Consider the following 24,211-nt stretch of genomic DNA (forward strand, 5'->3'; position numbering starts at 1 on the left):
GACTCCTCTGCCCCCGCACGCCACGCCCCTGATCACCGTCATCATCGCCAGCCGCCTGCGGGAGGACCGGCTCGGCTACCTGAGCGCCATGCACGCCAGCCTCACCCGGCAGTCCGTGCCCTGGGAGGCGATCATCTCGCTCGACGGGGTCTCTCCCGACCGCCTGCCCGCCCCGCTCGCACTGGACTCTCGCGTCCGCACCCTCGTCCTGCCTCGCCCGGTCGGCGCCGCATGCGCCCGAAACCTCGCCCTCCCACTGGTCCGCACCCCGTACTGCAACTGGGCTGACGACGACGATGAGTTCACCGACGACGCCATGTCCGTGCGGCTGAACACCCTGGAATCGGCGGGGGTTGGCTGGTGTGCCGGATGGAGTGAGGACCGGTACTCCGACGGTACGAGCCGACTTTGGCGGTGCCCCACGCCGCCAGGCCGGCACGAGGCCGGCGACGTATGGACGTACTGGAAGTCCCCGGCGGACACCATCCCAATCGGGCCGACCACGATCCTCGCCCGCACCGACCTCGTACGCGCCGCCCCAATGGGCGGCCTCGTCCAGGGCGAGGACTACTGCACGGCTGTCGGCATATCGAATCTCGCACCCGGGATCCTGCTGCCCACCCCCGTGTACAGATACCGAAAGCACGCAGGCCAGCTCACGGCCCAGCCCGGATACGACCTGCTGGAGACGGCGGCCCGCGAACACGCCTGGCAGTACGGCCGCAGCCTGCGCTCGCTCCTCCGCGACCACCAGCCGACGCCCGCGCTCAGTGTCCGGCCGCCGGAACTTGCCGCAGGGCCGCCCGCTCGCGCGCGCCTCTGACCTCGGGACTACCCACATGACCAACCCGCCCACCGCGGAAATCATCCTCTCGACCAGCCACACCCACAGCCTCGTCGCCATCGCTGCCGGCGAGGAGTTCCTCCAGGCCCGTGACGCCCTGCAGGAAGCCGGGTTCAGCCGCCTGCCCGGCGGCGCCTTCGCCGCCCCGCTGAGCGAGGCACAGGCAGCCCGCGACACCGCCAGCACTCTGGTGCACCGCGCGCACGAACACGGCGCGAGCATCACCACCAGCAGCCGCCCCTACCTCGGCGACACCGGCCAGGAGATCGCCGCCCGACTGCCCGGCACCTGGAGCGCCAAGGTGGAGATCTATCCCCGCAAGCACTGGCAGGAGGACATCGTCGGCTCGCTGTGGGACAGCGGAGACCTCCTCCAGGCAATGCTCGACGACCACATTCCGTGCGCTGTCGTGCTGAACAACCACGCCGGCACCGAGCTGCTGCTGATCGACCGTCCCGGGCACGCCAGCGGCTACCTGGTGGGCGCCTTCGCCACCGAGGACTACGACGACAACTGGGACGAGCCGAACGCTCCGCGCAGCATCGCGCTGCCCGCTGCGACGGACCTCGCCGCTCGCGCTGTCGCCCACACCTTCCTGCCCGCCTACCGCAGGGCCCTGCACCACCGGCGGCTCGACACCGTCATGACCGCACTGGACCGGATCCGTCCGGAGCACGAGACGCTGCAGGCGGTCAAGGAGTCCGGCCGGATCAGCGACGGCGTGCCGCTCGCCAACTCGCGGCTGCTGCCGGAGATGGAGCGTGCATTCGCCGACCACGCCTGGCTCTCCTTCCGTGACGTCCTGCAGCACGCCCCGCTCCTGCTCAGCCGGTGTCGGCCCACCGCGAGTCCTTGGCCCCAGGACGCTGCCGCGATGGCCCGGCTGCGCGACGCACTCGCCGGCAGCCAGGACGCGTGGGCGGATTTCAATGGCCTGCGCGCGGAGCTGTACTCCATCCCCGCGGTCCTGCCGGCCCACGAGTGGAGTCAGGTGCGCAGCACGCTCGGCGCCGCCGTCCTACCCGCGATCGAGACCTGGCTCGCGGACAGCGAGGCGTTCGAGCGCCAGGCCCGCGCCGCCGTCCCCGGCGGGCAGGTGGCCCTGTCCGCGCCCAGCCCCCGTCTGCTCACCACCCGCCCGGCCCAGCCCCCTGCGTCCCGGCCAGCGGCGAACGCACACCTGTAAATGCCGTAGAGAAGAGGACTTCCCCTGTCTGACCAATTCCGCTTCGGTACCCACCCCGACCTGGGCTTCGTCGCCGCCGCCTCCCCAGAGTTGCCCCAGCACCTGGCCGAATGGTTCCTGACCCGCGAGCAGTTCGAGCCCGTCCCCACCACACCCGGGCTGTACCGGCTCAGTGAACCCGAGCGCGATGGCCACCGTCGCACACGCCAGGCCGTAACTGACCTTCGTCGTCGGGGATATGCAGTGCACGCCGACATCGTCCTTGATCCCGCAGTCTCGCCCGGCCCGCCGCGTCCGGCTCTGCCGAATGGGCTTTTGGAGCGCCGCAGCCGCCTCGCCCAAGCTGCTGCCGGCCGGACGACGCAGCGCGGTACGCCGCCCACCACCTCGCCGCCTTCGGCCCGGCCGATCCCGCCGAAGCCCTCCTACGCGCCGACCGTCCACCTGACGGCCTCGGGTGCCGGGCGGTCCCGGTGACGCCCGGAAGCGAGGCGGCCCCCGCAAGCCCCGTCCCGTCGGCATCCAGCCTTGCTGGCCGAGCGCGTGACTTCCGACTGCGGATGGCCGTCATCGACCTGAAGGCCGAGACCGCGCTCGACACGACACGGGACCGCTACGGGCGCACCGTTCATGCCAGCGCTGCGGCAGCCGCCCGTGCCCAGCGCTACCAGGCAGCCGTCGAGGCGTACACCACACATCTCGCCCCGTACGCCGACGCACTGCTGGATGCCGCCCACCGTGCTCTCGACGAGCTGCCGCCTGCCCGCCACACCACCGGGTGGCGCACCGTACTCGACGGCCTCGCCGCATCCACCGCCGAGATCCGCCGCGCCCTGGATCGGCCCGCCGCCCCCGGCTCGGCAGCCGAACATGCGCAGCACACGGCCCTGTGGCCGCACCTCACCGCCTGGGCGGACCACAGCGCCATCGCCGCCAACCTCGCCGACCAGCACCAGCAGCCCCAGACCCCGCTGACCGGCGACGACCAGCAGATGTGGACCGAGAGGGCCCGGGTCGCGCAGAGGCGAGGCGAACTGGATCTGATCGAGTCGTGGTTCGCGGCTGACGGCCAGCCGATCACCCTCGCCTACCTGGTCGAAGACGACGACTCGACGGTGGTCGCTCTGCGAGGCGACCCGGACGCACCGGGCTGGCAGGTGATCGGGCACTACGCCCACGAATACGAGGCCGGGCAGGCGCTGCCCGCCGCTGTCCCGCCCGGCGTACTGCGGGCGGACGTCTCGCGGTTCAACCGCCCGGAGCCCGTCCCTGAGGTGTCCCTGCAGGAACTCATCCGGGACGTCGCCGAAGCCCAGGCCGCCGGTGACGCATCCAACGCGCTACTCACCGCCACCCAGCACGGATACGACGCGGGCCCGATGGTCCGCCTCAAGGAACTCTTGGAAACCGCAGGCCAGTTCAGCTCCGCACTGGAGACCGTGCAAGGCCGGCAGATCGCCGCCCGCCTTGCCGCACTCGGCCGGCAGATCGACTTCCTCACCACCGAAGTGCACGAGGCCGCCGAGGACCTCGGCGCGACCGTCGCCGTCCTGCCGCCGCACCGCGTCCCCGTGCCACGGGCCCGCCCGCGTCCCGCCGTGGACACCACACCGCCCGCCCCGCCGCCCCGAGCCGCCGCGACCGTCCGCCACCGCTAGGCGCCATTCCCCGAGAGAAAGCCCCCGTTGTCCCTGACCGCACCACCGGCCCCCACGCCGCGCATCACCTATGGCGCGGTGCTGGGCAGCCCGTACGTCGCCCGCCTGCTCGGCGGCACCCTCACCGGCCGCCTCCCCAACGGAATGGCCCCCGTCGCCATCGTTTTGTGGGTCACCGCGACCGGAGGCAGCATCGCCTTCGGCGGACTGCTCAGCGCGCTGTACGGGCTGGCCTCCTCGGTGGCACAGCCGGTCAAGGGACGCCTGATGGACCGCCACGGCCAAAGCGCCGTGCACCTCCCCGCCGCCCTGCTCAACTCCGCACTCCTGGTGGCCCTGCCCCTGGCCGGCCCGCACGGTGGGCCGGCCCTCGCCACGGCGATCGTCGTCGCCGCCGGTCTGACCACGCCACCGTTGGAGGCCGGTCTCCGGGCCCTGTGGCCGAGCGTGCTGCCCAACCCCCGGCTTCGGCACGCCGCGCTCGCCCTCGACACCGGCACGCAGGGCGTGCTGTACATCGTCGGCCCGCTGCTCGTCGTCGCGCTCGCCTCCGCGTACGGGCCGTCCCTCGCGCTGGATGTCACCACCGTCCTCGGCCTGGTGGGCACTGCCGCTGTCGTCTTCGCGCCGCCTTCCCGGCGCTGGCGCCCCGCACGGCCCGCGAGCGGGGACGCCGGCCGGGTACGCAGGCTGACCAGTCCCGGCCTGGTGCTGCTGTTCATCTCCCTCACCGGGGTCGGGTTCGCGATCGGAGGCATGAATGTGTGGGCCATCGCCATGGCCGAGCGGCACGGGCAGGACATGCTGTCCGGCATCATCCCCGCCGCGTTCTCGACCGGGAGTTTCCTGGGCGGTCTCGTCTACGGCCGCCGCTCCTGGGCCAGCTCCACCACCGGCCGTCTGGTCACGGCAGGAGCCGTGTTCCTGGCCGGGTGGCTCCCGCTCCTCGCGCTGCTGGGCCCGTCCGCGGCCACCGTCGCGGTCGTCGTGCCCGGCGCGTTGCTCACCGTGGTGGTGGCCTGCGCCTACCAGTCCACCGACGCGCTCGCTCCTGCGGGCCGCACCAGCGAGGCGTACGCGTGGCTGATCCTTTCGATCGGTGTCGGGCAGTCCGCGGGCACCGCCCTCGCCGGACGCCTCGCCGAGCACGCGCTCGCCGGCGCCGCACTCCCTGCCGCCGGCGCGGCCTTCGCACTCACGGTCCTGCTCGGTGCCCGCCCGCACCTCGCCCCCGCCGGGCACTTCGCCCGGCGCGGCCGACACCGGCGCCCGCTCTCAGGCCGACACAAAGCCTCCTGAGCAGCAAGCCAACACCCTTCTAATACAACCTACTTGAGGAGATTTCTTTATGGCTGTCCGTACGCAGTGGACCGTCGAGCACTCGTGCTCCCACCAGGTCGTCCATGACCTTTCGAAGCGTCCCGCCGACAAGCGGGCCGGTTTCGCCCGCTGGCTCGCGGCCAAGGACTGTAGCGAATGCTGGAGGTCGGCGCGCGAAGCCGACACCGAGTCCAAGGAAGAGTGGCTCGCCGCGAAGCGGGCCGAGGAGCAGCAGGCTGCCGTCGAGTGGGCGACGAAGTTCGACATGCCGCATCTGGAGGGCCCGGAGCGGGCCTTGGACTGGGGTCAGCGGTCCCGTCATCAGCTGATGGTCTCCGCGCACGCCGCGCTGGTCGTCGAGGGGTCTTGGGACGAGGCGGACTGGGCGGAGCTGGAGGAGAAGGCACGCTCGATCACCCGTGCTGGGTGGTGGATTGACCAGCGGGATGCGGAGGGCGCTGACCTGCTCGAACTCCTCGACGCAGCGGGCGAAGAAGGCCGTGGGACGGAGAACCCGTTCCGGTGAAGGAGGCGGAACATAGCCGGGAAACGCCGGTTAGCCAAACCGGCGATCTTCCGGACCATTGTTCCTCCCACCGCCGCACGCCTCGCGTGGAAGGAACCGCATGTCCCTGACCCCACCCACTCCGGTGTTCGCTCCGACACCGGACCCGCTCACCCCTGACCGGGACATCACCCACGCCCACTTCCGGGCCGGCGACACGGTCGTCGTCCTGAAGGGGGTCGCCGGGGGAGAACTGTGGGGGGACGCCTTGCGCGTTATCGCCCCGTCCTGGCACACCCCGACCGACGAGAACGGATGGCGGCTGCGGGATTCGACCGGCGGCGCCCAGTCGTACATCACCGCCCACCCCCGCTACCTCGTGCACCTCTCCCGCCGCTGCCCGGACTGCCTGATCCACCTGCGCGCCATGGAGGACCGCCTCCTGCCGAAGCACACCGGGGACAACACGCTGATCGACTGCGGCTGGTACACCACCACCGCCCTGAACCAACTGGTACACATCGCCGACGTCCGGGGCGGCCGGTGATTCCCCGGCTCCACGAACGGGCCCACTCTCCGCACGATCCGCTCGCCGAGGCGCTGGGACGCCCGGTGTCGCCGGACGAGGGGCTCACCGAGCACACTGTCGTCGCACACTGGCCGGGGCTCGACTACTACACCCTGGACGACGAGCAGAAGCTCTGGACGTCCGTCGAGTGGGCCGAACACCTCGAAGACCCCTATCTGGACCACCCGTTCGCCGCCAGCCCGCAGGATGACCGGCACGCCGTCTTCCACCTCAGTGTCCGGCTCCATCCCGACGACCGTGTGATGACCGGCCCCGAGTGGGCCGAGATCGCCCACCGGCTCGCCCGCGCCGCCGGCATCGAGGTCCCCGGTGACGAGAAGGGCTGCCGGTGGATCGCCCTCCAGGCCCAGCCCGGCCGCCTCGATCTGCTCGCCAACCTAATCCGCCTGGACGGCGCGTGGGCCCCCCAGCGCGGCGATGCCCTGCGGCGCCTCTCGGAGGAATCCCGCCGCATCGAGCAGGACCTGCGTCTTATCCCCGTACCAACTTCTCGGCCACAGAACGCCGACCGGCTCGTCCCCGTGGCGTCCACCCAGCTCGCGACCATCCTGTCGCAGCTCGCCGACGAGCAGTCCGGGCCGCTGGCCACGGTGCGCGGACTCGTCGAGCACACCGCTCACCGGATCGCACGACAGCCCGACGCGGCCGGTGCCGCCACAGCGCATCGCCTGGAGCTCATCGCCCACCGGCTGCACTCCGTCCAGCAAGACCTGGACACCGCGGCAGCGCACCTGAGTGCCGCAGCCCGTCCCCGTGTAGCTGCCGCACCGCCCGCCGCAGCCCGGCACCCAGCACATCGATCGCCGTAGGAGAAACGTCTCTTTGCCCCTTGCCGACCGCTTCCTGGACATCCGCCGAGATCCGCACTCCGACGAGGTCCTCGCCCGCGGTGGAGACCCGGAGGCGCACAGCATCTTGCAGCGCACCGGTTTCGTCTCCGTCGTCCGCGTCCACGAGACCTACCACCGCGCCCCCACCGGTCTCGCCGAGGACGAGGAGTCCCGCCTCGCCACCGGCGCCGTCGCACGGCTTCGATCCGCCGGGTACCACGTCGACTGCGACACCGCCTTCGACACCCAAGCCCGCCCGCCCAGATACCTGCCACTGGGCGCCACTGTCGCCCACCTCGCCGAGCGCATCCGCGCAGCCACCACGACCCAGGAAGTGGCCGACGCTCTCACCGAGCTGACCGCCGCCCACAACGGCATCCTCACCGCCCTGGGAGAAGTCCTAGCTGCAACCGCCGAGTTCCATGACGACCTCGGCGAAGCGACCGACCCGCACATCGCCAGGCGGCTGCGCTACCTCGCCGACGAGCGCCTGCGCTCCATCCGCACCGATCTCTGCGACACACGCAACGCGCTGGCCGACCGGCACGCCCCGCACCCCGGCCGCAGCACCTGCACCGCCGAACGCGAGCGCTCAGCCGTATGCGCCTGCCCGCCTCCGCCGCGCACGGTCCCCGCCCCGCCACCACCGGTGGCCGCCGGACTGCGCCGCTGACCCCCACCTCGCCCAAGGACACCATGCACGATTACGAAAACTCCGAGCGCCTCGCCTCGTACGCCGACGTCCTCGCCGGTGAACTCCCCGGCGCCTGGACCAGCTCCTACCACTCGCCCCAGGACAAGGACGACCTCGTCGAACTGACCGAACGGGTCTGGGACCTGGACCTCGTCGCCGAGTCGCTCGCCGAATTCCCGCTCCAGCAGGCAGCCCTCCTGAGCCGCCCGGACGGAGCCCAGCTCGCCGTCCTCGACGGGCACGACGAAGGCGACGGCTTCCTCATCGCCGCCGTCGCCCCCCGCGCTCTCCCTGACGAGGCATACCGCGGAGTGCGCGAGCCCAATGGCATCGCGCTGACGGACGACCCGTTCCTGAGCGCCGAGACCGTAGCGGGCGACCTCCTCGCCCGCTACGACACGGCGCTCGCCCAGGTCCGCCACAACACCATCGGAGGCACCCAGCCGTCCCAGCCGGAGAGGGTCGTACTGACCTGGCAGCAGGACGGCAGCGTCGCCGCCGCGCCCGTCGGAGATACAGCCGCCGCCGTCCTGGTGGCAGGCGGCTTCGTCCAGGACCCGCAGACCGGAATCCACCGCCTGAGCGGTGACGACACCACAGCGCAGGCACGCGCTCTGCGCCAGATCGGCCCGCAGCTCGAAGCTCACGGTATCGGCACCGGCCTCCAGCACCTCTCCGGCCGGACCGCACCCGCCGCCACTCCGGCCGCCGTACCGCCGGCACCTGCTGCCACGCGTGTCCCGGCCCACAGGGTTCGCTGAAGCCGAGGAAGCAGCAGCTGCCCCCGCGCCCCGCCGCGGCTGAACTGGAGAACCTTCCATGGCCAATCTGGCCGACGAGTACGGCACCGACGTCGAGATCTACGTCAAGGCCCTGACCACGACCATCCACGCAGACACTCCCACCGGCGCCCCGGCCAAGCTCCACGACCTGCTCGAACAACTCGGCCTGGAACGCCAAGAGGTCCGTACCGCCGGGCCCGTCTACATCTGGCACGTTGCGCCCGAGCACCTCGGCGTCGACGAGCAGAGACGCCTGGCCACTCGCGCGATCCCCGCCCTCCTCCTGGCTGGCTACGAGGTCAGCTGCGCCGGCGAAGTCTTCGACGAGCCCGCCTACCAGCAGGCCGTGCGCGAGATCCGCACCGGGAAACCCAATCCTGCGGCGCAGCACCCGGCACCAGCCGCGTCGCCCTCGCACCCCGCACCGTCCCGCCGCACCCCGTGAACCTGGCCGGGTGGTACCGGCTCCCCGCCGGTACCACCCGGCCAGCACCGCCCGACCCATCGGAGAAACCTGTAGCACCCCCGCCCATCACGCCCCGCCTCAAGCCCCGCCTCGTGACCGCCCTGTTCCGGCGCTACCTGCGCGCCGTCACCGTCAGCAGCCACGACCGGACCAACCCACTGGCCGGCGGTCGCCCTGAGGCCGCGCTCGACGAAGCCCGGCGCCGCGACCTGTTCCTTCTCGTCGAAAGCCATCGCATCCGCCACCACGACTAGCAGCCCGCCCGAGCCCATCCACCCAGGAGGCACATGACCGACCTGTCGTCCTACCCCGTACGCCTCGCCGAGGACATCACCGGCCTGCTCAGGACGCTGGATGACCACCTCGCCCAAGCCTCGCCCCAGATAGCCGCACAGATCCTCGGCAAACTCCTCGACCCCGACAACGGCGTCCTCACCGGGGTGACGGAGCTGATGGAAACCGGGTCGCGGTTCGCCCGGGACAACGTCCACCGCGGCGCTCTCCCGCCCGAGGTCTGGCTCGCCATGGGCCGCGCCGCCAACGAGTTGCACGACGTCGGCACAGACCTCAGCGATCACACCGACGCGCTGCGGCAGTTCGCGAAACCCCCGGCACCGGCCAGCACCGCGCCGCCGAAACCGGTGGCATCCGCCATGGCTGTGCGGCGGAGCCGGTGAAGAACAAGCAGTGGCAGGGCTGGGGAGCAGGCGAACAGGCCCAGCAGCACTACCTCATCGAGCCCCGCTCCCTCGCGGGCGGCGGCGACGTGCGCCACGTCTCCGAATTCCTGCGCGCCTCCGGCTGGCGGGACAAGTCGAAAACGGGCGGCCCCCTGGCCATGGAAAGCCCGGACCGCACCGTCCGCATCGCCTACGACCCCTACGTCCTGCCCGGCGGGTGGACGATCCACGGCGCGGCGAGCGGCCACCAGGACGAGTGGTGGGCCGTCCTCGGCCGGCAGACGCCTGTGGAGATCGTCGCCGGTCTCACCGACGCCCTCACCCAGCCCCGCTCCGCGCACGCCCCCAACGTCTGGGCGCCGCTACAGGACCAGAACTGGAGCGACCACCCCCACCCCGACCATGTCACCGCGACCAGTCCCGACGGCAACGCCTGGGTGCAGTACCACCAGAGCCCCGGCAGCGAGTCGAGTTGGTGGGCCGGGGCGAAGGACGGCCAAGGAAACGGCTGGACCGCCCAGTTCGCACCCAGTACGCCGATGCACCTCGTGCAAGCCTTCTCGACCGCGCTCGCCAGCCCCGAGCCCGTAATGCGCCCGCTCGGCCGCGTCCCGCAGAGCACACAGATCCGCACCACATCCGTCTCTGTGCTGCCCTCCCAGCTCAGCGCCTGGCAGCAGGCCCGGATCACCGCCGCCCGCGCCGCCACCTGGGCACGCAACACCACCCGAGGCAGCCGGCCCCGCACCACGGCCCGCCCCCACGCCACCGCCGATGGCGCCCGAACCCGCCGGTGACCTTTCGCCCCGCACCATCGAGGAGACCCATGCCCGCACTCACCCCGGACACCATCCGCACCGCAACCGAGCCCCTCTCCCGCCTCACCGACTACCTGCTCGGCAATCCCCACCCCGAAGAGGCGCTCGCCCTGGCCGAGCCCCTGCTGGATGAGCACACGGGCATACCCATGCAGCTCGCCGACATCCTGCGTGCCCTCGCCCGCACCGTGCAGGAGCACCCCGACACCCCCCGCACCCTGGAAGTCGACTTCCTGGTAGCGGAGTTGCGCGACGCGGCGTGGGAGCAGTCCGACCAGCACACCCTCCACTACGCCCTGGACGACCTGCGCAGCCTGGTCGGAAAGGCTCCCGCCAACGAGCCGGAGTGCTGCTGGTGCCGGTGAGCGAACGGCAGCTCGCCGCCTTCGCCGACAAGCACGCCTGGCAGATCCCGTTCGACACCAGCCCGCGCCACCTCGCCGGCTCCGGAGACGCCCGTCACGTCACCCACGGCCTGGCCGCCGCCGGATGGAAGGCCGTCTCCGACCCACTGAGTGCCGAGATCGTCCTGCGCAGCCCTGATCTCCGCCACCACCTCAAATTCGACCCGCAGTCCACCACCTCCGCATGGTGGTGGCTGCAGGCCGAGCACACCGACACCGAGCGCGGCTGGCACGCCGAGTTCGGCGAACTCCTCCCCGCCGAATTCCTCGCCGGCCTGACCGACGCGCTCATCTCCCCGGTACCCGCCTCGCATCCGGAACCCCTCACGGTGCTCAGGGCTGCGGGCTGGCAGGTCGGGCCGGACAACGCGGCGGTATCGCCGGACGGGATGTGCCACGCAGAGCAGCGTTCCCACCGGGACGGCCACGCCCCGGCGTACTGGCACGTTGAGACGTGCGAGCCGGGATACGGAACCCCCATGGGCCCGCGGATCTGGCACGCGCATTTCGACGCCAGCACGCCCGAGCACCTCGTGACCGCGTTCGTCAGCGCACTCACCGACCCCGCACCGCTCCAGCGCGCCATGTACGACCGCACCGCTCACTACAGCGCCGTGCAAGTGCCCAGCCCGCTCACTCCGCAGCAGACGGTCGACGCGCACACCACCCGCATCGATTCGCTCCGCTCACACGCACGCGCAGCCCGCCGGCAGGCAACGAAACCCGCGACGACCCCGGCGCCGACCGGTGCCGTCCGTCCGACCGTCCGCCGCTGAACCCGACAGGACCCTGACCATCTCCGCCGATCACACCGCGCACCGCGAGTTCCTCCGCCACCTCGACAGCTACCTGAGCGACAGCAAGCAGACCTTGGACGCCTGGGACGTCTACTCCGACGAACACACCGACCTCGACGGCTGGCCGCACGACGACCACGCCTACGGGCTGCGAGCCAGCCAGCGCGACGCCGACACCCACACGGCGTTCGAGCCACTGCGCACCAGCGCCCGCCTCCTGCTGGGTACCGCAGAAGCGCAGCTGGCCCATCTGCCCGCGAACACCGTACAGAGCCGCTGGGTCCACCAGTTGGGCGTCCTGCACGCTGCGCTCGAACGGCTAGAAGGGCTGCAGGAACAGTGGACGACGACCCTCGACACGCTCCCCGCCAACGCCCAGCCCGGCAGCCCGGTCTTCGACGACGCTCTCGCCGAGCACCACGCCGAGTCATGGAGCTACCTCGACGACTGGGCCACCCACGGCCAGGCATTGCGAGAGATCAACTCCGCAGCCCTGAAAGCCCCCTCGCGTCTGGCTCCGCCACCGACCACGGCCCCCGTAACCGGCAGGGCCGCCCCGGTGAGGAAGTGAGCGTGCCCCCGGCCGCCGAGAGTGTCGAGGTCGAGTTCATCGCCCCGCGTCACCTGGCCGGGGGCGGGGACCCCGCCTGGGTCACCGTCCCGCTCCACCGCGCCTGCGGCTGGAGCTACGGCCACGACCCCCTGATGCCGCGCGTGCTGCTTTCCAGCCCTGACCAGAAGGCGCTCCTGCGCCTGGAGCCCGACCCCGACGGCCAGTGGTGGACCCTCCAGCACGCCCCGGAGCCGGACCGGCCCGCCTGGTACGCGAGCTTCGGCGCCCGCACTCCCGTCGAGATCATCGCCGCGTTCACCGACGCCCTCACCGACCCGGCTCCGGCGGCGGCTGCTGACCCGTACGAGACGCTCCAGAAAGTCGGCTGGTCACCGTACGGAGAGAGCGGCCTCGTGTCGCCCGACAAGACGGCGTACGTCGAGCGCCTGGGCACGCCGAAGGCTCCAGGAGCGTGGTTCGTCACCGTCACGCTCGGGCTGCACAAGCAGGTGTGGCAGGCCCGCTTCGGCGAACACACGCCTGCGCACCTCGTCGCCGCGTTCACCGCTGCGCTCGCCGACCCGAGCCCCGTGCCGCGCACCGACAGCCTGCGCAGCCTGGCGACCCGCGACCCCCACCTCATCGCCCGCACCCGCCGCGAGGTGCCCGCCGTGCAGGTCGCCACGGCTCTGGAAGAGCGTGTCCGCTCCCTGGCCGGCCGCCGCGCCAGCCCTCCGGCGAGTCCGAACCCCCTGCGACCGCCGCCTGCCACGAACGGCCGCAACCGCTGACCCTGCCGTCCCCACCCGGAAGCGCGTAGCCCTTTGCCCCCCTCCTCCAACAGCTCCACCGACGGCTACGACCTCGTCCTGCGTCTCCTGTTCGGAGTGCTCGCCGTCGTCGTCCCCCTGTCCCACCTCGCCTGGCTGTCCGGCAATGTCACCGCCTACCTGACCGGCATCACCTGGGCGCCGTACCAGCCGACCAACGCCCTGCTCCACCCCGAACGCCTATGGCCCCAGGCAGGGGAAACGTCCCTGCTCATCAGCACCCGTATCGTCCCCGTGCTCCTCCTCCTGGCCCTCGGTGCAGCGGCCGGAGTCCTGTGGTCCCGGCACAAGAACCGCAGCGGCGGCCGGAAGAAGATCACCGACATGGCCAAGGCCCGGGACATCCAGCCGCTGATGGCCAAGGCGATCACCACCAAGGCCCGTTCCCTGCGCCCGAGCCTCAAGGACGCCAAGCACATCGAAGCGAAGGACACCGGCATCCTGCTCGGCAACCTCCAAGGCAGCCGCCACGAGGTGCGGATGGGCTTCGAGGACGTCGCCGTCGCGATCATGGCCCCCCGGTCCGGCAAGACCACTTCGCTCGCCATCCCCTCCATGCTCGCCGCCCCCGGCCCGGTCCTTCTGACGTCGAACAAGGCCGCCGGGGATGCCTTCACCACCGCCTACGACGCCCGCGCTCAGGTGGGACGGGTGTGGACCATGGACCCGCAGCAGATCGCGCACGCTGCCCGCGAAATGTGGTGGAACCCCCTCGCCAGCGCGAAAACCCTCGACGGCGCAGGCCGGTTGGCCGGTCACTTCCTCGCCGCGAGCGTGGATGCGAGCGCGCAGGGCGACTTCTGGTCCAAGGCCGGCAGCAACATCCTGTCCCAGCTCCTACTGGCCGCAGCCCTCGACGAGCGGCCGATCACCGACATCATGCAGTGGCTCGCCTTCCCCGCCGACCGCACCCCGCTCGACATCCTCCGCGACCATGATTTCGCCGCAGTCGCCGCCCAGCTCAAGGGAACCGTCGAAGGACCTCCCGAGACACGGGACGGCATCTACGAGACCGCCCGCCAGTACGCCGCCGCCCTGCTCAACACCGAGATCGCGGCATGGGTGACGCCGCAGAAGGACATCCCCGAGTTCCGGCCCGCGCAGTTCGTCACCTCCACCGACACGCTGTTCCTGCTGAGCAAGGACGGCGGCGGCGGAGCCTCGGCATTGATCGCCGCCTGCGCGGACTCGGTCATGCGCGCGGCGACCGCCCAGGCCGAGCGCGCCGGCGGACGTCTCGACCCGCCGATGCTGGCGATCCTCGACGAGGCCGCCAACGTCTGCAAAATCAGCGACCTGCCGGACCTGTACTCCCACCTCGGCAGCCGCGGGATCATCCCCATCACGATCCTCCAGAGCTACCGCCAGGGCCAGAAAGTCTGGGGTGACGCGGGCATGGACGCCATGTGGTCCGCCTCGACGGTGAAGGTCATCGGGGCCGGCATCGACGACCCCGATTTCGCCGACAAACTGTCCCGGCTGATCGGAGACCACGACGTGGAAACCACCTCCACCTCCCACTCCGAGTCCGGCAAGTCGACCTCGGTGAGCATGCGGCAGGAGCGGATCCTGCCCGCCGACGCGATCCGCGCCCTGTCCAAGGGCACCGCCCTGTGCTTCGCCACCGGCATGCGGGCCGCGATGCTCGACCTCCGCCCGTGGTACCAGGAGCCCGGCGCCGACGAGCTCTCCGCCGCCTCCGCCCACGCGTCCAAGGCCATCACCGCACGCGCCATCGCCAAGCACGCTCCCCAGCAGGACGACTACGGCACCGCCTCGTAGGCCCTCTCTTGCCCGTCTACTTCCCAGGAGTTCTTGTTGCAGTTCATCGACCTCGCCGCGCAGACCCGCCTGCTCAGCCAGACACACCTCGCCCTGCGGTCCCTGCGGGCAGACGTCGAACAAGTCCGGGCCGGCGACATCTCCAAGCCGGTCCGTGAACTGGCACCGATCGCCGTCGGTGCACAGGAGTTGGCAACACGCTGTACCCAGCAACTGGAAGTCCTGTCCACCAGCCAGTACGCGGCCATGAAGGACGGGCACTGGAACCTCGCCAAACTCGCTGAAGCCTCCGCCCAGGTGTCGCACGCCGGAGCCCTGTGCGCCCGCGCCATCCACGCTCGCACCGAGACGCTGCTCTACGAGGACGCCGACGAGACACCCGAGGCGAGCCGCACTGTCCTGGCTGAGGCCGCCGCGAAGATGGGCTTCGCGTCCCAGGTGTACGTCGGGCTGGCACAACAGCTCTCCCGGCGAACGCTCTCCGCCGCCGCCCAGCAAGAGGACCAGCAGCTCATCAAGCACGCCCTCGCGGAGCTCGGAACTCCCAGCGCCTCAGCCACGGCAGTACCCGCAGTGGTCGACATCCCGCCCCTGCCCGCGATGCGCGGAGCCGCGCCGAGGACACGCTGACCGCGACCGGCTCAGCGCTCCGGGGCGTTGCACCCTCGTTCGCCCGCGCCCTGCACCCGACCAGCACCACGGAGACATGTGCCTGACCGCCTCGCGACAGCCGCGCTCTGATCGGCACCCTCCCTCGCTCCCACCACCACGCGGCCGACGGCGGTCCTGCCCGCGGTCGCCGTCGGCCGGACCTGCTGCCCCCGCACCCCGCCCTTCGACGCCGCCCGGGAATCCCGGCTGTTGCCTCCCGGCTCCCCCCGCCGGGTTCATCCGATCATGCAAGGAACCACCATCCCCTCCTCCTCCACCCCGCAGTTCCGCGCCATATCACTGGGTGCGGGAATTCAGTCAAGCGCCATGCTCGCCCTGTCAGCCGAAGGAATCCTCCCCAAGGTCGACTACGCCATTTTCGCCGACACCGGATGGGAACCGAAAGCCGTCTATTCCCATCTCGACCGGCTGGAAAGGGAGATAGCCAAACCGGCAGGCATCCCCATTCTGCGCGTCTCCTCCGGAAACATTCGAGCGGATGCCCTCGACCCCGATCACCGATTCGCCTCCATGCCGCTCTACATCCTCAACAAGGATGGCCGACCTGGGATGACACGTAGGCAATGCACTGGCGAATATAAAATAAAGCCTATCAAGCAGAAGGTTCGCCAACTGCTTGACTACCCCTATCCTTCACGCATCCCGAAGGGGGTATTCGTCGAGCAGTGGGTCGGCATCTCTACCGATGAATTCCACCGGGCCAAGGATGCCGACGTCAAGTACATGCGCAACCGCCATCCCCTGCTGGACCTGGGCTGGAGCCGAGCGGACTGCATTCGTTATCTGACTTCGATCGGGCTGGCAGAAACGCCAAAATCGAGTTGCCTTGGATGCCCCTTCCACGGCAACGCCCAGTGGAGACACATCAGGGATACGTCACCGTCTGAGTGGGTGGACGTGGTCGCATTCGACGCCGCCATCCGTCAAGGAAACGCCCGTGCCAACGCAACGGGCAACCGGCTGCTCGGCGAGGCGTTCCTGCACCGCTCCCGTGTCCCCCTGAGCCAGGCGCCGATCGACCATGTCACTGCCGCCGAGCGGGCCGCCCTCCAGAGCGGGGAGGCCGACGAGGACGAGCTGGAGAACGGTGTCGTGGACGGCTGCTCGCCCTGGGCGTGCCGCGGAGATGCGGACGCACTGGCGCAGGACGACTTCGGGCTGGCCACTTGATACTTGATCTCTTCGCAGGTCCTGGTGGTTGGAGCAGAGCACTGGGAGTGCTCGGTGTGCGGGACGTCGGCCTGGAGTGGGACGAGTGGGCCTGCAAGACCCGTGTGGCCGCAGGACAGTTGACGCTCCGGACCGACGTGGCGATGTATCCGGCGTGGCCCTTCATCGGCCGGACCCGCGGGCTGATCGCGTCCCCTCCGTGCCAGGCATGGAGCATGGCCGGCAAGCGCCTCGGCCTGGTGGACCAGCCGCTCGTGCACGAGGCCGTCGAGAACCTCGCCGCCGGCCGCGACATCCGCGAGCGCCTCCTCGCCGCCTGCCGCGACGAGCGCTCCCTGCTCGCGGCAGAGCCCATGCGTTACCTCCACGCCCTGAACGCCGTCGGCGAACCCGAGTGGGTCGCCATGGAAGAGGTCCCCGACGTTCTGCCCCTGTGGAAGCAGTACGCGGCCGTCCTACGGTCCTGGGGCTTCTCCACCTGGTGCGGCATTCTGAACGCGGCCGACTACGGTGTCCCGCAGACCCGCAGGCGGGCGATCCTGCTCGCTTCCCGGGTGCGGACCGCCCAGCCGCCCACCCCGACACACGCCCAAGTCAGCGAGCCCGAGTCGCTGTTCGGTCCGGGCCGCGCACGCTGGGTCAGCATGGCCGAGGCCCTGGGATGGGGTGCAACCGACCGGCCCGTGCCCACCGTCTGCGCCGGCGGCGGGCCCGGCGGCGGACCCGAACCCTTCCCCTCCGGGTCCCGCAAGACGCTGTCGGATGCCCGTGATCGAGGCACCTGGACGCCGCGGCCGGACGGGATCGTTCTGAAGTCCCGCCGTGAAGGCGCGGGCTGGGCGGCCCGGCACGGAACTCGCGAGAACCGTGCGGCGAGCGCTCCGGCGCCGACGTTCACTGCCGAGGCGCACCGTTGGTCCTGGTCGCTGCGCAGCAACAACCAGGCCAACGCCACCATCCGCTCGATCGAGGAGCCGGCGGGGACGCTGTTCTTCGGGCACCGCGCCAATGAATGCACCTGGATCGCCGAACCACCCACCGCCCAGCAGGAAGACGCGGCGTCGTCGCCCGTTCCGGAGCCGATCCGCATCACCGCCCGCGAGGCCGGCGCCCTGCAGACCTTCCCGGCCGATTACCCCTGGGCGGGCAACAAGGGCCAGCAGTTTTCGCAGATCGGCAACGCCGTACCCCCGCTGCTCGCGGCCCATCTGCTAGCCCCGCACCTGAACATTCCTCTCGACCCCGACGACTTCACCTTGGCCGCCTGATGCCCCGAACCCCCGCACCCGACGAGGGCGACCTCGACTCAATCCCGCCGCCGCATCCGGTGTTCCATGTCGAGCAGGCTCTCCTCGGTGCTCTCCTGCTCGACCCGCAGTACCTCCGCGACGTGACCGGGATCGGACCGGACGCGTTCTCCACCGCCGCCCACGGCGCCCTGTTCGCCGCGATCCGCTCCCTGCCGGCCCCTGATCCGGCCGAGCACGCCAAGAGCACGAAGTGGCTCGTCGCCGTGCTCAACTCCGCCCGTGAGCAGGCGCGCGGACTGACCGCGCCGTACCTGCACAGTCTGATCCAGATCTGCCCCTGGCCCCGGCACGCGCCCGCGTACGCGCGGATGATCGAGGCAGAGCACTCCCGGCGCCGTCTGGCCGCCGCTGCCCAGCGCCTCGCACATACTGCCGGGGACACCACATTCCCGCAGCGCGTGGCCACGACGCTCGCCGAGGCCGATGCCCTCGCTCTCGTGGTGGACGACATCTCCGCCCGGTTCCCCCCGCACGCCGGATCCCTGCCCCGCACCTCCACTCCTGAGCCGGTTACAGCCCACGACGAGGACGCGGTCGACGAGGAGCGGCTGCTGCTCGCGACCGCGACCGCGCATCCCAGCGACGTCGAGCAGATGCGATGGCTCATTCCCGGCGACTTCACGCAGCCCCTGCACGCCGGGCTGTGGCAGAGCCTGATCACCCTGACCCGGCGCCACGCACCCGTCGATCCGGTGACGGTCCTGTGGGAGGCACGGCATCGTGGCCTGCTCGGCCCGGGGGCCGAGCCGCAAGAGCTGCTGGAACTCCTCGCCGGACCGGTCGGCTCCTCGGAGCACTGGGCCGAGCGCGTCCTGCAGCGCTCGCTCCTCACGACAATCCGGCACGTCGGCCGGCGCATCGAGGCGTTCACCGACGACCCGGCCACCACGCCGTACCAGCTCGTCGTCGGCAGCCGCCGCGCCCTCGCCGACCTGTCCGCCGTACGCACCCGTTGGCAGCACGCCACGTCCTCACCCGCACCGGCAGGCCGTCCCGCACGCACCAGGGCGGCGAAGGCCACGGCCGCGCCCCGGGCCGGCCCGCCACGGACCACAGCCCCGCCCGCCTCGCGCAGTTCCCGCTAGCCCCCACCCGCCGATCGCCGAACCCACTGTGGTCCGGCGGTCGGCAGAAGAGAGCCATCCTTCGTGACGACACCTGCCCTCGACGCACATGTCCGCCTCGACAGCCACCCCACCCACTCCAGTGCCGTGACCGCCGCCCTGACCGGCGCCCAGGCCCACATCGCCCACCTGGCGTTGGAGGCCGACGGCTGGACCCCAGTCGGCGAGAACATCCTCGTCCTGGCCCGCATCGACAGCGAAGAGCCGTACTGGGCACAACAGGCCGCCGACGCCCTGAACGCCGAGGGGATCAACACCGAGATCACCCCCACACTGCGGGAGGCGATCGACGAGGAGTGGACCTGGGCCAACTACCCGATGCCCTGGTGCACCCGCGGCGAGATCCGCGAGGTCTCAGCCGAAGCCCAGAAGATCCATGACGACATCCGCCACGGCCACCTCCTCATCCACGCCCACGCCGAGGACGGCCACACCACCGTCGCGGTCGGCACCTACCTCAGCGGCGGGAAAAGCGTCTACCTCCACGGCGAGAACCACCTGCGGCAGATCGCCGACACCTTCGACTCTCCTGCCCAGGCCCTTCTTGCCTTCGAGAAGATCCACGGCGACACCATGCGCCCCGGCCCGGCCCCCATGACCGATACCGAACGCGCCGCCGTCAAAGCCCAGACCCAGCTCGGCACACCCGCCATCGAGGCCGAACCACCGCGTCCAAAGCCAGAGACCGTCCCGGTGTATGCCGCCGACGCCGGCGACCACGATGCCGTCCTGGACGCCTTCCTCGACGCGCACGGCGACTGGTCGAAGTGGAGGACCTGGTCCGACGGGACCACCCACGCCATCCACGATGACCAGACCCTGCGCATCGAACTTGTCCACGAAGCCACCGCCCACGACACCGCGTGGACCGTGGCGGCCTACGAGACACCGGTCTCCGACCGCATGTGGGCCCTCACCACCACCGGCGCCACCCCCGCCCCCGTGCTGCAGGAACTGCTGGATCACCTCGCCGGCGGCGACTGGGACACCGCCCTCGGCACCCCGGTGGACGAAAAGGCCGTCACGGCCGCCACGCAGCCCCTGACCGACGCCGGGTGGAACCACACCGTGGACGGGCGCTGGATGCGCTGGACAACCCCCGGCGGGGACGCGGGAGTCCAGTTCGATGCCTTCGCCGCCCGGCATCATCCGGAGCTGGCCCTCGCTACCTGGATCATCTGGGGCGGAACGAACCCCGACCGCCCCACCTGGACCCTCCACGCGTCCCCGCACACGCCCAGCTCGCTGTTGGCTGGCCTCTCCGAGAACCTCGCCCATGGAACCGGCACCCGCCAGGCGCAGGCCATCGGCCTCGAACGCAGAGCACCCCTCGCCACCTCGCCGCTGACCATCCCAGCGCCCAAGGCCGGTCCATCAGTCACCCGTACACGCTGAGCGCTGGGCCCTCGGAGGTACCACTGATCGCCGGGTTGTCCTCGGGATCGCCGGGCTGGTCACGACCGCGACCTTGGGTTCACCGAATCAGAGCGCGAGCTGAAAAGGCTTACTCATAGGGGCCGAGGAACCGTGAGCCGTTCAGGTGGATCAGGTGGTCAGGCGCGTCAGCCACCCAGGCTTCGGTCTCCCATGCGAGGTCGGCCAGCCACTTGCGCATCGTGGCGCGGTCCGGGAAGCAATTCACGAACACCAGCCCGGCCTTGTCCGTCGCGAAGAGGTACTTCAGGTGCTGACGCCGTCCGGAGTCGATCGGTCCGTGAGAAGTGACGGCTTCCATCAGGAAGAGCCAACCGCGCTGTTCGTCGTAGACCACAAGGTCTGGGTTCTTGCCGTGCTCGTCGAAGGTCAGTCCAAGACGTGCGAAGACGTCGTCTCGGCGGAGGTCGGAGCGGTGATCCTTGGCGTCTCCCAGGTAGAGCAGCTGTCCGCCCGGCGCGAAACGAGGACAAAACTCCTCGACCATCTCCTGGATCAGGGGGTTCTGGCCACCAGGAGAGAGACGGAAAACAGAACCGTCAGGCAGCCTGACCGGGATCTTCTGCATCTCGCGGACCGCCTCGTAAGCAGCCTGCTGGGTGGGAGCCCCTGCCATCCAGGCGTCAAGGGCGTCTTGGAACCCCCCAGCACCGAAGAGACGCACTACGGACAGAGCAGCCGGAGCGATCCGATAATTGTTCAGGGAGGAGTTGACCGGGCGCCCTTCGGGAGCATCGGAGTTGTGCTCAACGAAACCCGCGTCGACGAACTGGTGGAGCGTCTGCTTGCGGACGCTCTCGCGCGAGTTGGGGGCATACCCTTTGTCCCAATTATCCGCGATGGCGCCGATGATTTCCGTGACGCCGAGACGCGGGTTGGTCGCCGTGTCCCACTGCTCACCGGGCTTCAGGCCAAGCAGCACGAGGGCTGTCAGGGCGGACCTGCTATTGCAGCGGACCTTGTCGAAGCGGAAGGCTTGCAGAAGGGCGCTGGCGTTTTCGACGGATGCTCGTAAAGTACTGGTCACTCTGCGGAGCCTACGACAGCGGGAAACAAGTCAGCCACGAGGGCGTCGAGCTTCGACTGCTCCGGGAGCCACTCCGGCGCGCTCTGCGCCAGGCGCACCAGGTCGTCACGGGAGGGGAAGGGGAGCGTCTTGACGTCCCCGGCGTTGACCTGGGTGTGCCCGGAGAAGGTACGGAAGATCGCGTCGAGCGTCGAGGAGTTCAGCCAGAGCATCAGTCCATGCGCAAGTTGCGGGTCGATAGGTCCCTTCTTCTCGTGCAAGTAGTTGGTCTTGTTGTCCAGGGCAACCGGGCCGTCGTGCTTCCAGACACCCGCGACCACGCGCCGCTTCTCCTCTTTCGCGGAGAAGCGCTTGATGACGACGTAGTGCCCTTCGGGCAGGAGCAACTTGCGGGCGGTCTCGGTGCTGGGAGAGAAGCCCTGCGGCTTTTTAGCGGGACGCTGTGGCCACTCGATCCCTCCAGCGCGCACGTTGGCCTGGTAGACCATCGGCACGACACCATCGGTACTGAGGTCCTCGGTCAAGTGCTCGCGGTTGCGGAAGTCGACGACCTTGCCCGTGCTGACGCCCAAGCCCAGGTCGGCCAAGGTGAACGAAACGGCCGGCGGCACAACAGCAGAGTCATCGAAGCGGACGAACCGCTCGCGGTCCCCGGGCAGGACCACAACGTCGAACGGGACGGCGCGGTGCAGCGGGGCGTCATCGTGCGCGATCGACGCCGACAGGACGACCTCTGGCTGCTGCTCGCCCCGTGTGCCAACCACGATGACGTTTTCCTGGAGGACGCCGGTGTCGGCGAAGACGGTGTTGCGGCTCTCGAAGACGTGTAGGAGGTCGAGGCTGGTGCGGTCGAGCATCCACTGACGAAAGGCGCGGTGGTAGGTGCCATTGGCCCAGGAACGCGGCACGATGATCGAGATCTGGCCGCCGGGGGCAAGGGTGGCCAAGGCCCTGGCCCAGAAGGCCGTGTAGATGTTGCTGGCATCGACCAGGAGGTGCGCAATGTGCGTACGGTGCAGGCTGCCTGCGGCGAGCTTTCCATAGGGTGGGTTGGCAACGACGAGGTCGAACGGCCCCTCGACGAGTGCGTCATCGTCGGTGAGGTAGTCACCCTGCACGAGGTCGAACGTGGTGCCGTAGGTTTCCCTACATTCCTCGAGCGTGGCCAACAGGTAGGGCATGACCTGCGGGTCGGTCTCCACAGCAACGACGTGAACGTCCAGATCAGGGCGCTCTTCGTGCAGTCGGGTCACCAGCGAAGCGGTCAGCGAGCCGACCCCGGCGCCGGGGTCCAGGACGCGCACGGAATTGCTCAGCGCGTCTAGGCGAGGCATCGAGGCGATCAGGCCGGCGGCTGGTGCAGGGGTAAAGAACTGCCCCAGGGCCGCCTGGGTCCGAGGGTCAAGGACACTGAGCGCCTCCACCCGACGTACCTCGGTATTCTCGATCAGTTTCACGTCGCGATCCTCTCACGGAGCACCCTCGTGAGGTTTTTGGTGGAGTTACATCCAAAAGGTCCTAACGACATGACCTCGTAGAGCTCTTGACGCGATCACTCAAGCAGCCGCTCCCGCGTCGCGTCTAGGCGGGCCTGCTGGTGCGCGACACCCACTGAGGCGTTTCCCCAAGGGCGGCCCACGCGAGTCCGGCCGGGGCGGTCAATGGCGCTCAGTGCAACGTGCGCGCATGGGATCGGCGCGCAACATAGCGCGGGATCGCCGGTTAGCCAAACCGGCGATCCCGCGCATCATTGGTAGTCCACCGCCACGACCTGCCCGTACGTCGAGAGGCACCACCCGCACCCAGCGCAGACCGAGCACACACGCTCATGGCCAGATGCCCGCCAACCGCTCACGCCGCTGCGTAGCTCGCCCGGAACAGATCCTCGGCACGCTCCACGTCCCTCGGGGTGCGCAACTGCACCTCCAGGTCGCCCGTGCCGTGGTGGCCGAGTCCCGTCACGTTCCGGGTGAACCCGGGAACGAGGTCGACCTCTTTCGGGTCGGCCTTGAGGTAGACGAGGAGTTTGCTCCGCTGAGGCGGGCAGACGCAGGCGAAGTTCCGCAGACGCTGATACGCCCGGTACTGCTTGCGCTGGATGCGGTTCACGCCGTTCCCCAGGCCCAGCAGCGCCTCGTCAACCGCCCGCACCAGCTCATCCATCGGCTCATTCCGGCCACCGACGAGCGTCTGCCGTTGCGCCCGGCGAGCTGTCGGTGTCCGGCCGCTGACGGATGCCACGGTCTCAAGGCCCAGCAGCTCACTGCCGAAAAGGCGGTAGCGCACCAGGTCGATGCTGCGCCGGTGCTCACGGACCGCGTGCACGTCATAGCGCGTGAAGTCGCCGGCGATACAGATCAACCGCGGTCCGCTCCAGAGCACCTGGGCCGCAGCCGTCACCCCGAGCCGGTCGCGGACCAGGTGCTCGAACTCGCGCCGGTGGTCCATCAGCCACGACAGGTAGAACAAGCCCTGGTGGATCACTCCTGCGTCAGTCGCACGTTTGTACTCCACGATGACCGGCGACCCGTTCTCGTCAAGACCGAGCGAGTCGATCCGACCGCCGTGAACCGGCCCGGTGCTGTACTCGCTTGCCAAGAACCGGACGCCCAGCAGCGTCTCCATGTGCGCCTCAACGAGGCCCTGTACATCCGCCTCGACGTCAGCAAGACGCGGCGTGACCTCGGTCACGCCGCTTCTTGTGTTGAACAGCTTCAGGCCCGACACCTTCCCCTC

General features: G+C 70.1%; 27 protein-coding genes. 24 read left to right on the forward strand and 3 right to left on the reverse strand.

What is annotated here, in order from left to right:
* Window positions 1-28: 28 nt before the first annotated feature.
* The 24 genes from QMK30_RS24845 (at window position 29) to QMK30_RS24960 (ending at window position 20,409) form a co-directional block, all read left to right on the forward strand.
* Entirely contained in the window at window positions 29-823 is a 795-nt protein-coding gene (locus QMK30_RS24845; protein WP_283520596.1) for a glycosyltransferase, read from the forward strand.
* A gap of 16 nt (window positions 824-839) precedes the next feature.
* Window positions 840-2,030, forward strand: coding sequence for a hypothetical protein (locus tag QMK30_RS24850; RefSeq protein ID WP_283520531.1), 1,191 nt, complete (start codon window positions 840-842; stop codon window positions 2,028-2,030).
* A gap of 24 nt (window positions 2,031-2,054) precedes the next feature.
* Window positions 2,055-2,507, forward strand: coding sequence for a hypothetical protein (locus tag QMK30_RS24855; protein WP_283520597.1), 453 nt, complete (start codon window positions 2,055-2,057; stop codon window positions 2,505-2,507).
* A gap of 83 nt (window positions 2,508-2,590) precedes the next feature.
* On the forward strand, window positions 2,591-3,688 hold the full coding sequence (locus QMK30_RS24860) for a hypothetical protein (protein ID WP_283520532.1): 1,098 nt from the start codon (window positions 2,591-2,593) through the stop codon (window positions 3,686-3,688).
* A 27-nt stretch (window positions 3,689-3,715) separates the two neighbouring features.
* Window positions 3,716-4,987, forward strand: coding sequence for an MFS transporter (locus QMK30_RS24865; RefSeq protein WP_283520533.1), 1,272 nt, complete (start codon window positions 3,716-3,718; stop codon window positions 4,985-4,987).
* A gap of 49 nt (window positions 4,988-5,036) precedes the next feature.
* Window positions 5,037-5,534, forward strand: a complete 498-nt coding sequence (locus QMK30_RS24870) for a hypothetical protein (protein WP_283520534.1) — start codon at window positions 5,037-5,039, stop codon at window positions 5,532-5,534.
* A gap of 100 nt (window positions 5,535-5,634) precedes the next feature.
* Window positions 5,635-6,060: a hypothetical protein gene (locus QMK30_RS24875; RefSeq protein WP_283520535.1), complete on the forward strand. Its 426-nt coding sequence runs from the start codon at window positions 5,635-5,637 to the stop codon at window positions 6,058-6,060.
* The gene (locus QMK30_RS24880) at window positions 6,057-6,911 is read left to right on the forward strand and encodes a relaxase/mobilization nuclease (RefSeq protein WP_283520536.1); all 855 of its coding nucleotides are present in this window, start codon (window positions 6,057-6,059) and stop codon (window positions 6,909-6,911) included. The genes QMK30_RS24875 and QMK30_RS24880 overlap by 4 nt, the downstream gene beginning before the upstream one ends.
* 13 nt (window positions 6,912-6,924) lie before the next feature.
* On the forward strand, window positions 6,925-7,605 hold the full coding sequence (locus QMK30_RS24885) for a hypothetical protein (RefSeq protein WP_283520537.1): 681 nt from the start codon (window positions 6,925-6,927) through the stop codon (window positions 7,603-7,605).
* 23 nt (window positions 7,606-7,628) lie between these two features.
* Window positions 7,629-8,387: a hypothetical protein gene (locus tag QMK30_RS24890; RefSeq protein ID WP_283520538.1), complete on the forward strand. Its 759-nt coding sequence runs from the start codon at window positions 7,629-7,631 to the stop codon at window positions 8,385-8,387.
* A gap of 58 nt (window positions 8,388-8,445) precedes the next feature.
* Entirely contained in the window at window positions 8,446-8,853 is a 408-nt protein-coding gene (locus QMK30_RS24895) for a hypothetical protein (RefSeq protein ID WP_283520539.1), read from the forward strand.
* A gap of 113 nt (window positions 8,854-8,966) precedes the next feature.
* Window positions 8,967-9,128, forward strand: coding sequence for a hypothetical protein (locus QMK30_RS24900; protein ID WP_283520540.1), 162 nt, complete (start codon window positions 8,967-8,969; stop codon window positions 9,126-9,128).
* A 33-nt stretch (window positions 9,129-9,161) separates the two neighbouring features.
* A complete protein-coding gene (locus QMK30_RS24905; protein WP_283520541.1) occupies window positions 9,162-9,551 on the forward strand; it encodes a hypothetical protein in 390 nt (129 codons plus the stop codon).
* Window positions 9,548-10,351, forward strand: a complete 804-nt coding sequence (locus tag QMK30_RS24910; RefSeq protein ID WP_283520542.1) for an SPDY domain-containing protein — start codon at window positions 9,548-9,550, stop codon at window positions 10,349-10,351. Before QMK30_RS24905 ends, QMK30_RS24910 begins: the two co-directional genes overlap by 4 nt.
* 29 nt (window positions 10,352-10,380) lie before the next feature.
* Window positions 10,381-10,737: a hypothetical protein gene (locus QMK30_RS24915; RefSeq protein ID WP_283520543.1), complete on the forward strand. Its 357-nt coding sequence runs from the start codon at window positions 10,381-10,383 to the stop codon at window positions 10,735-10,737.
* The gene (locus tag QMK30_RS24920; protein WP_283520544.1) at window positions 10,728-11,552 is read left to right on the forward strand and encodes an SPDY domain-containing protein; all 825 of its coding nucleotides are present in this window, start codon (window positions 10,728-10,730) and stop codon (window positions 11,550-11,552) included. Before QMK30_RS24915 ends, QMK30_RS24920 begins: the two co-directional genes overlap by 10 nt.
* Window positions 11,524-12,144, forward strand: a complete 621-nt coding sequence (locus QMK30_RS24925; protein WP_283520545.1) for a hypothetical protein — start codon at window positions 11,524-11,526, stop codon at window positions 12,142-12,144. The genes QMK30_RS24920 and QMK30_RS24925 overlap by 29 nt, the downstream gene beginning before the upstream one ends.
* A gap of 2 nt (window positions 12,145-12,146) precedes the next feature.
* Entirely contained in the window at window positions 12,147-12,917 is a 771-nt protein-coding gene (locus tag QMK30_RS24930; RefSeq protein WP_283520546.1) for an SPDY domain-containing protein, read from the forward strand.
* Between the two features lie 33 nt (window positions 12,918-12,950).
* Window positions 12,951-14,738 (forward strand): type IV secretory system conjugative DNA transfer family protein, encoded by a 1,788-nt coding sequence (locus QMK30_RS24935; protein ID WP_283520547.1) that lies wholly within the window; start codon window positions 12,951-12,953, stop codon window positions 14,736-14,738.
* 36 nt (window positions 14,739-14,774) lie between these two features.
* Window positions 14,775-15,368: a hypothetical protein gene (locus QMK30_RS24940; protein ID WP_283520548.1), complete on the forward strand. Its 594-nt coding sequence runs from the start codon at window positions 14,775-14,777 to the stop codon at window positions 15,366-15,368.
* Between the two features lie 348 nt (window positions 15,369-15,716).
* Window positions 15,717-16,580, forward strand: coding sequence for an adenine nucleotide alpha hydrolase family protein (locus QMK30_RS24945; RefSeq protein ID WP_283520598.1), 864 nt, complete (start codon window positions 15,717-15,719; stop codon window positions 16,578-16,580).
* Window positions 16,577-17,848 carry a DNA cytosine methyltransferase gene (locus QMK30_RS24950; protein ID WP_283520549.1) on the forward strand — a complete coding sequence of 424 codons (1,272 nt, stop codon included), beginning with the start codon at window positions 16,577-16,579 and terminating at the stop codon, window positions 17,846-17,848. Before QMK30_RS24945 ends, QMK30_RS24950 begins: the two co-directional genes overlap by 4 nt.
* Window positions 17,848-18,975, forward strand: a complete 1,128-nt coding sequence (locus QMK30_RS24955; protein WP_283520550.1) for a DnaB-like helicase N-terminal domain-containing protein — start codon at window positions 17,848-17,850, stop codon at window positions 18,973-18,975. The genes QMK30_RS24950 and QMK30_RS24955 overlap by 1 nt, the downstream gene beginning before the upstream one ends.
* Before the next feature lie 63 nt (window positions 18,976-19,038).
* A complete protein-coding gene (locus QMK30_RS24960) occupies window positions 19,039-20,409 on the forward strand; it encodes an SPDY domain-containing protein (protein ID WP_283520551.1) in 1,371 nt (456 codons plus the stop codon).
* A 109-nt stretch (window positions 20,410-20,518) separates the two neighbouring features.
* On the opposite strand, the gene QMK30_RS24965 is transcribed toward QMK30_RS24960, so the two are convergent.
* The 3 genes from QMK30_RS24965 to QMK30_RS24975 form a co-directional block, all read right to left on the reverse strand.
* Window positions 20,519-21,475, reverse strand: coding sequence for a BsuBI/PstI family type II restriction endonuclease (locus QMK30_RS24965; RefSeq protein WP_283520552.1), 957 nt, complete (start codon window positions 21,473-21,475; stop codon window positions 20,519-20,521).
* Window positions 21,472-22,932 carry an HsdM family class I SAM-dependent methyltransferase gene (locus QMK30_RS24970; protein ID WP_283520553.1) on the reverse strand — a complete coding sequence of 487 codons (1,461 nt, stop codon included), beginning with the start codon at window positions 22,930-22,932 and terminating at the stop codon, window positions 21,472-21,474. Before QMK30_RS24970 ends, QMK30_RS24965 begins: the two co-directional genes overlap by 4 nt.
* Before the next feature lie 394 nt (window positions 22,933-23,326).
* A complete protein-coding gene (locus tag QMK30_RS24975; RefSeq protein ID WP_283520554.1) occupies window positions 23,327-24,202 on the reverse strand; it encodes a DUF5655 domain-containing protein in 876 nt (291 codons plus the stop codon).
* Window positions 24,203-24,211: the final 9 nt, after the last annotated feature.

The organism is Streptomyces sp. H27-C3, from assembly GCF_030063415.1.
Taxonomy (GTDB): domain Bacteria; phylum Actinomycetota; class Actinomycetes; order Streptomycetales; family Streptomycetaceae; genus Streptomyces.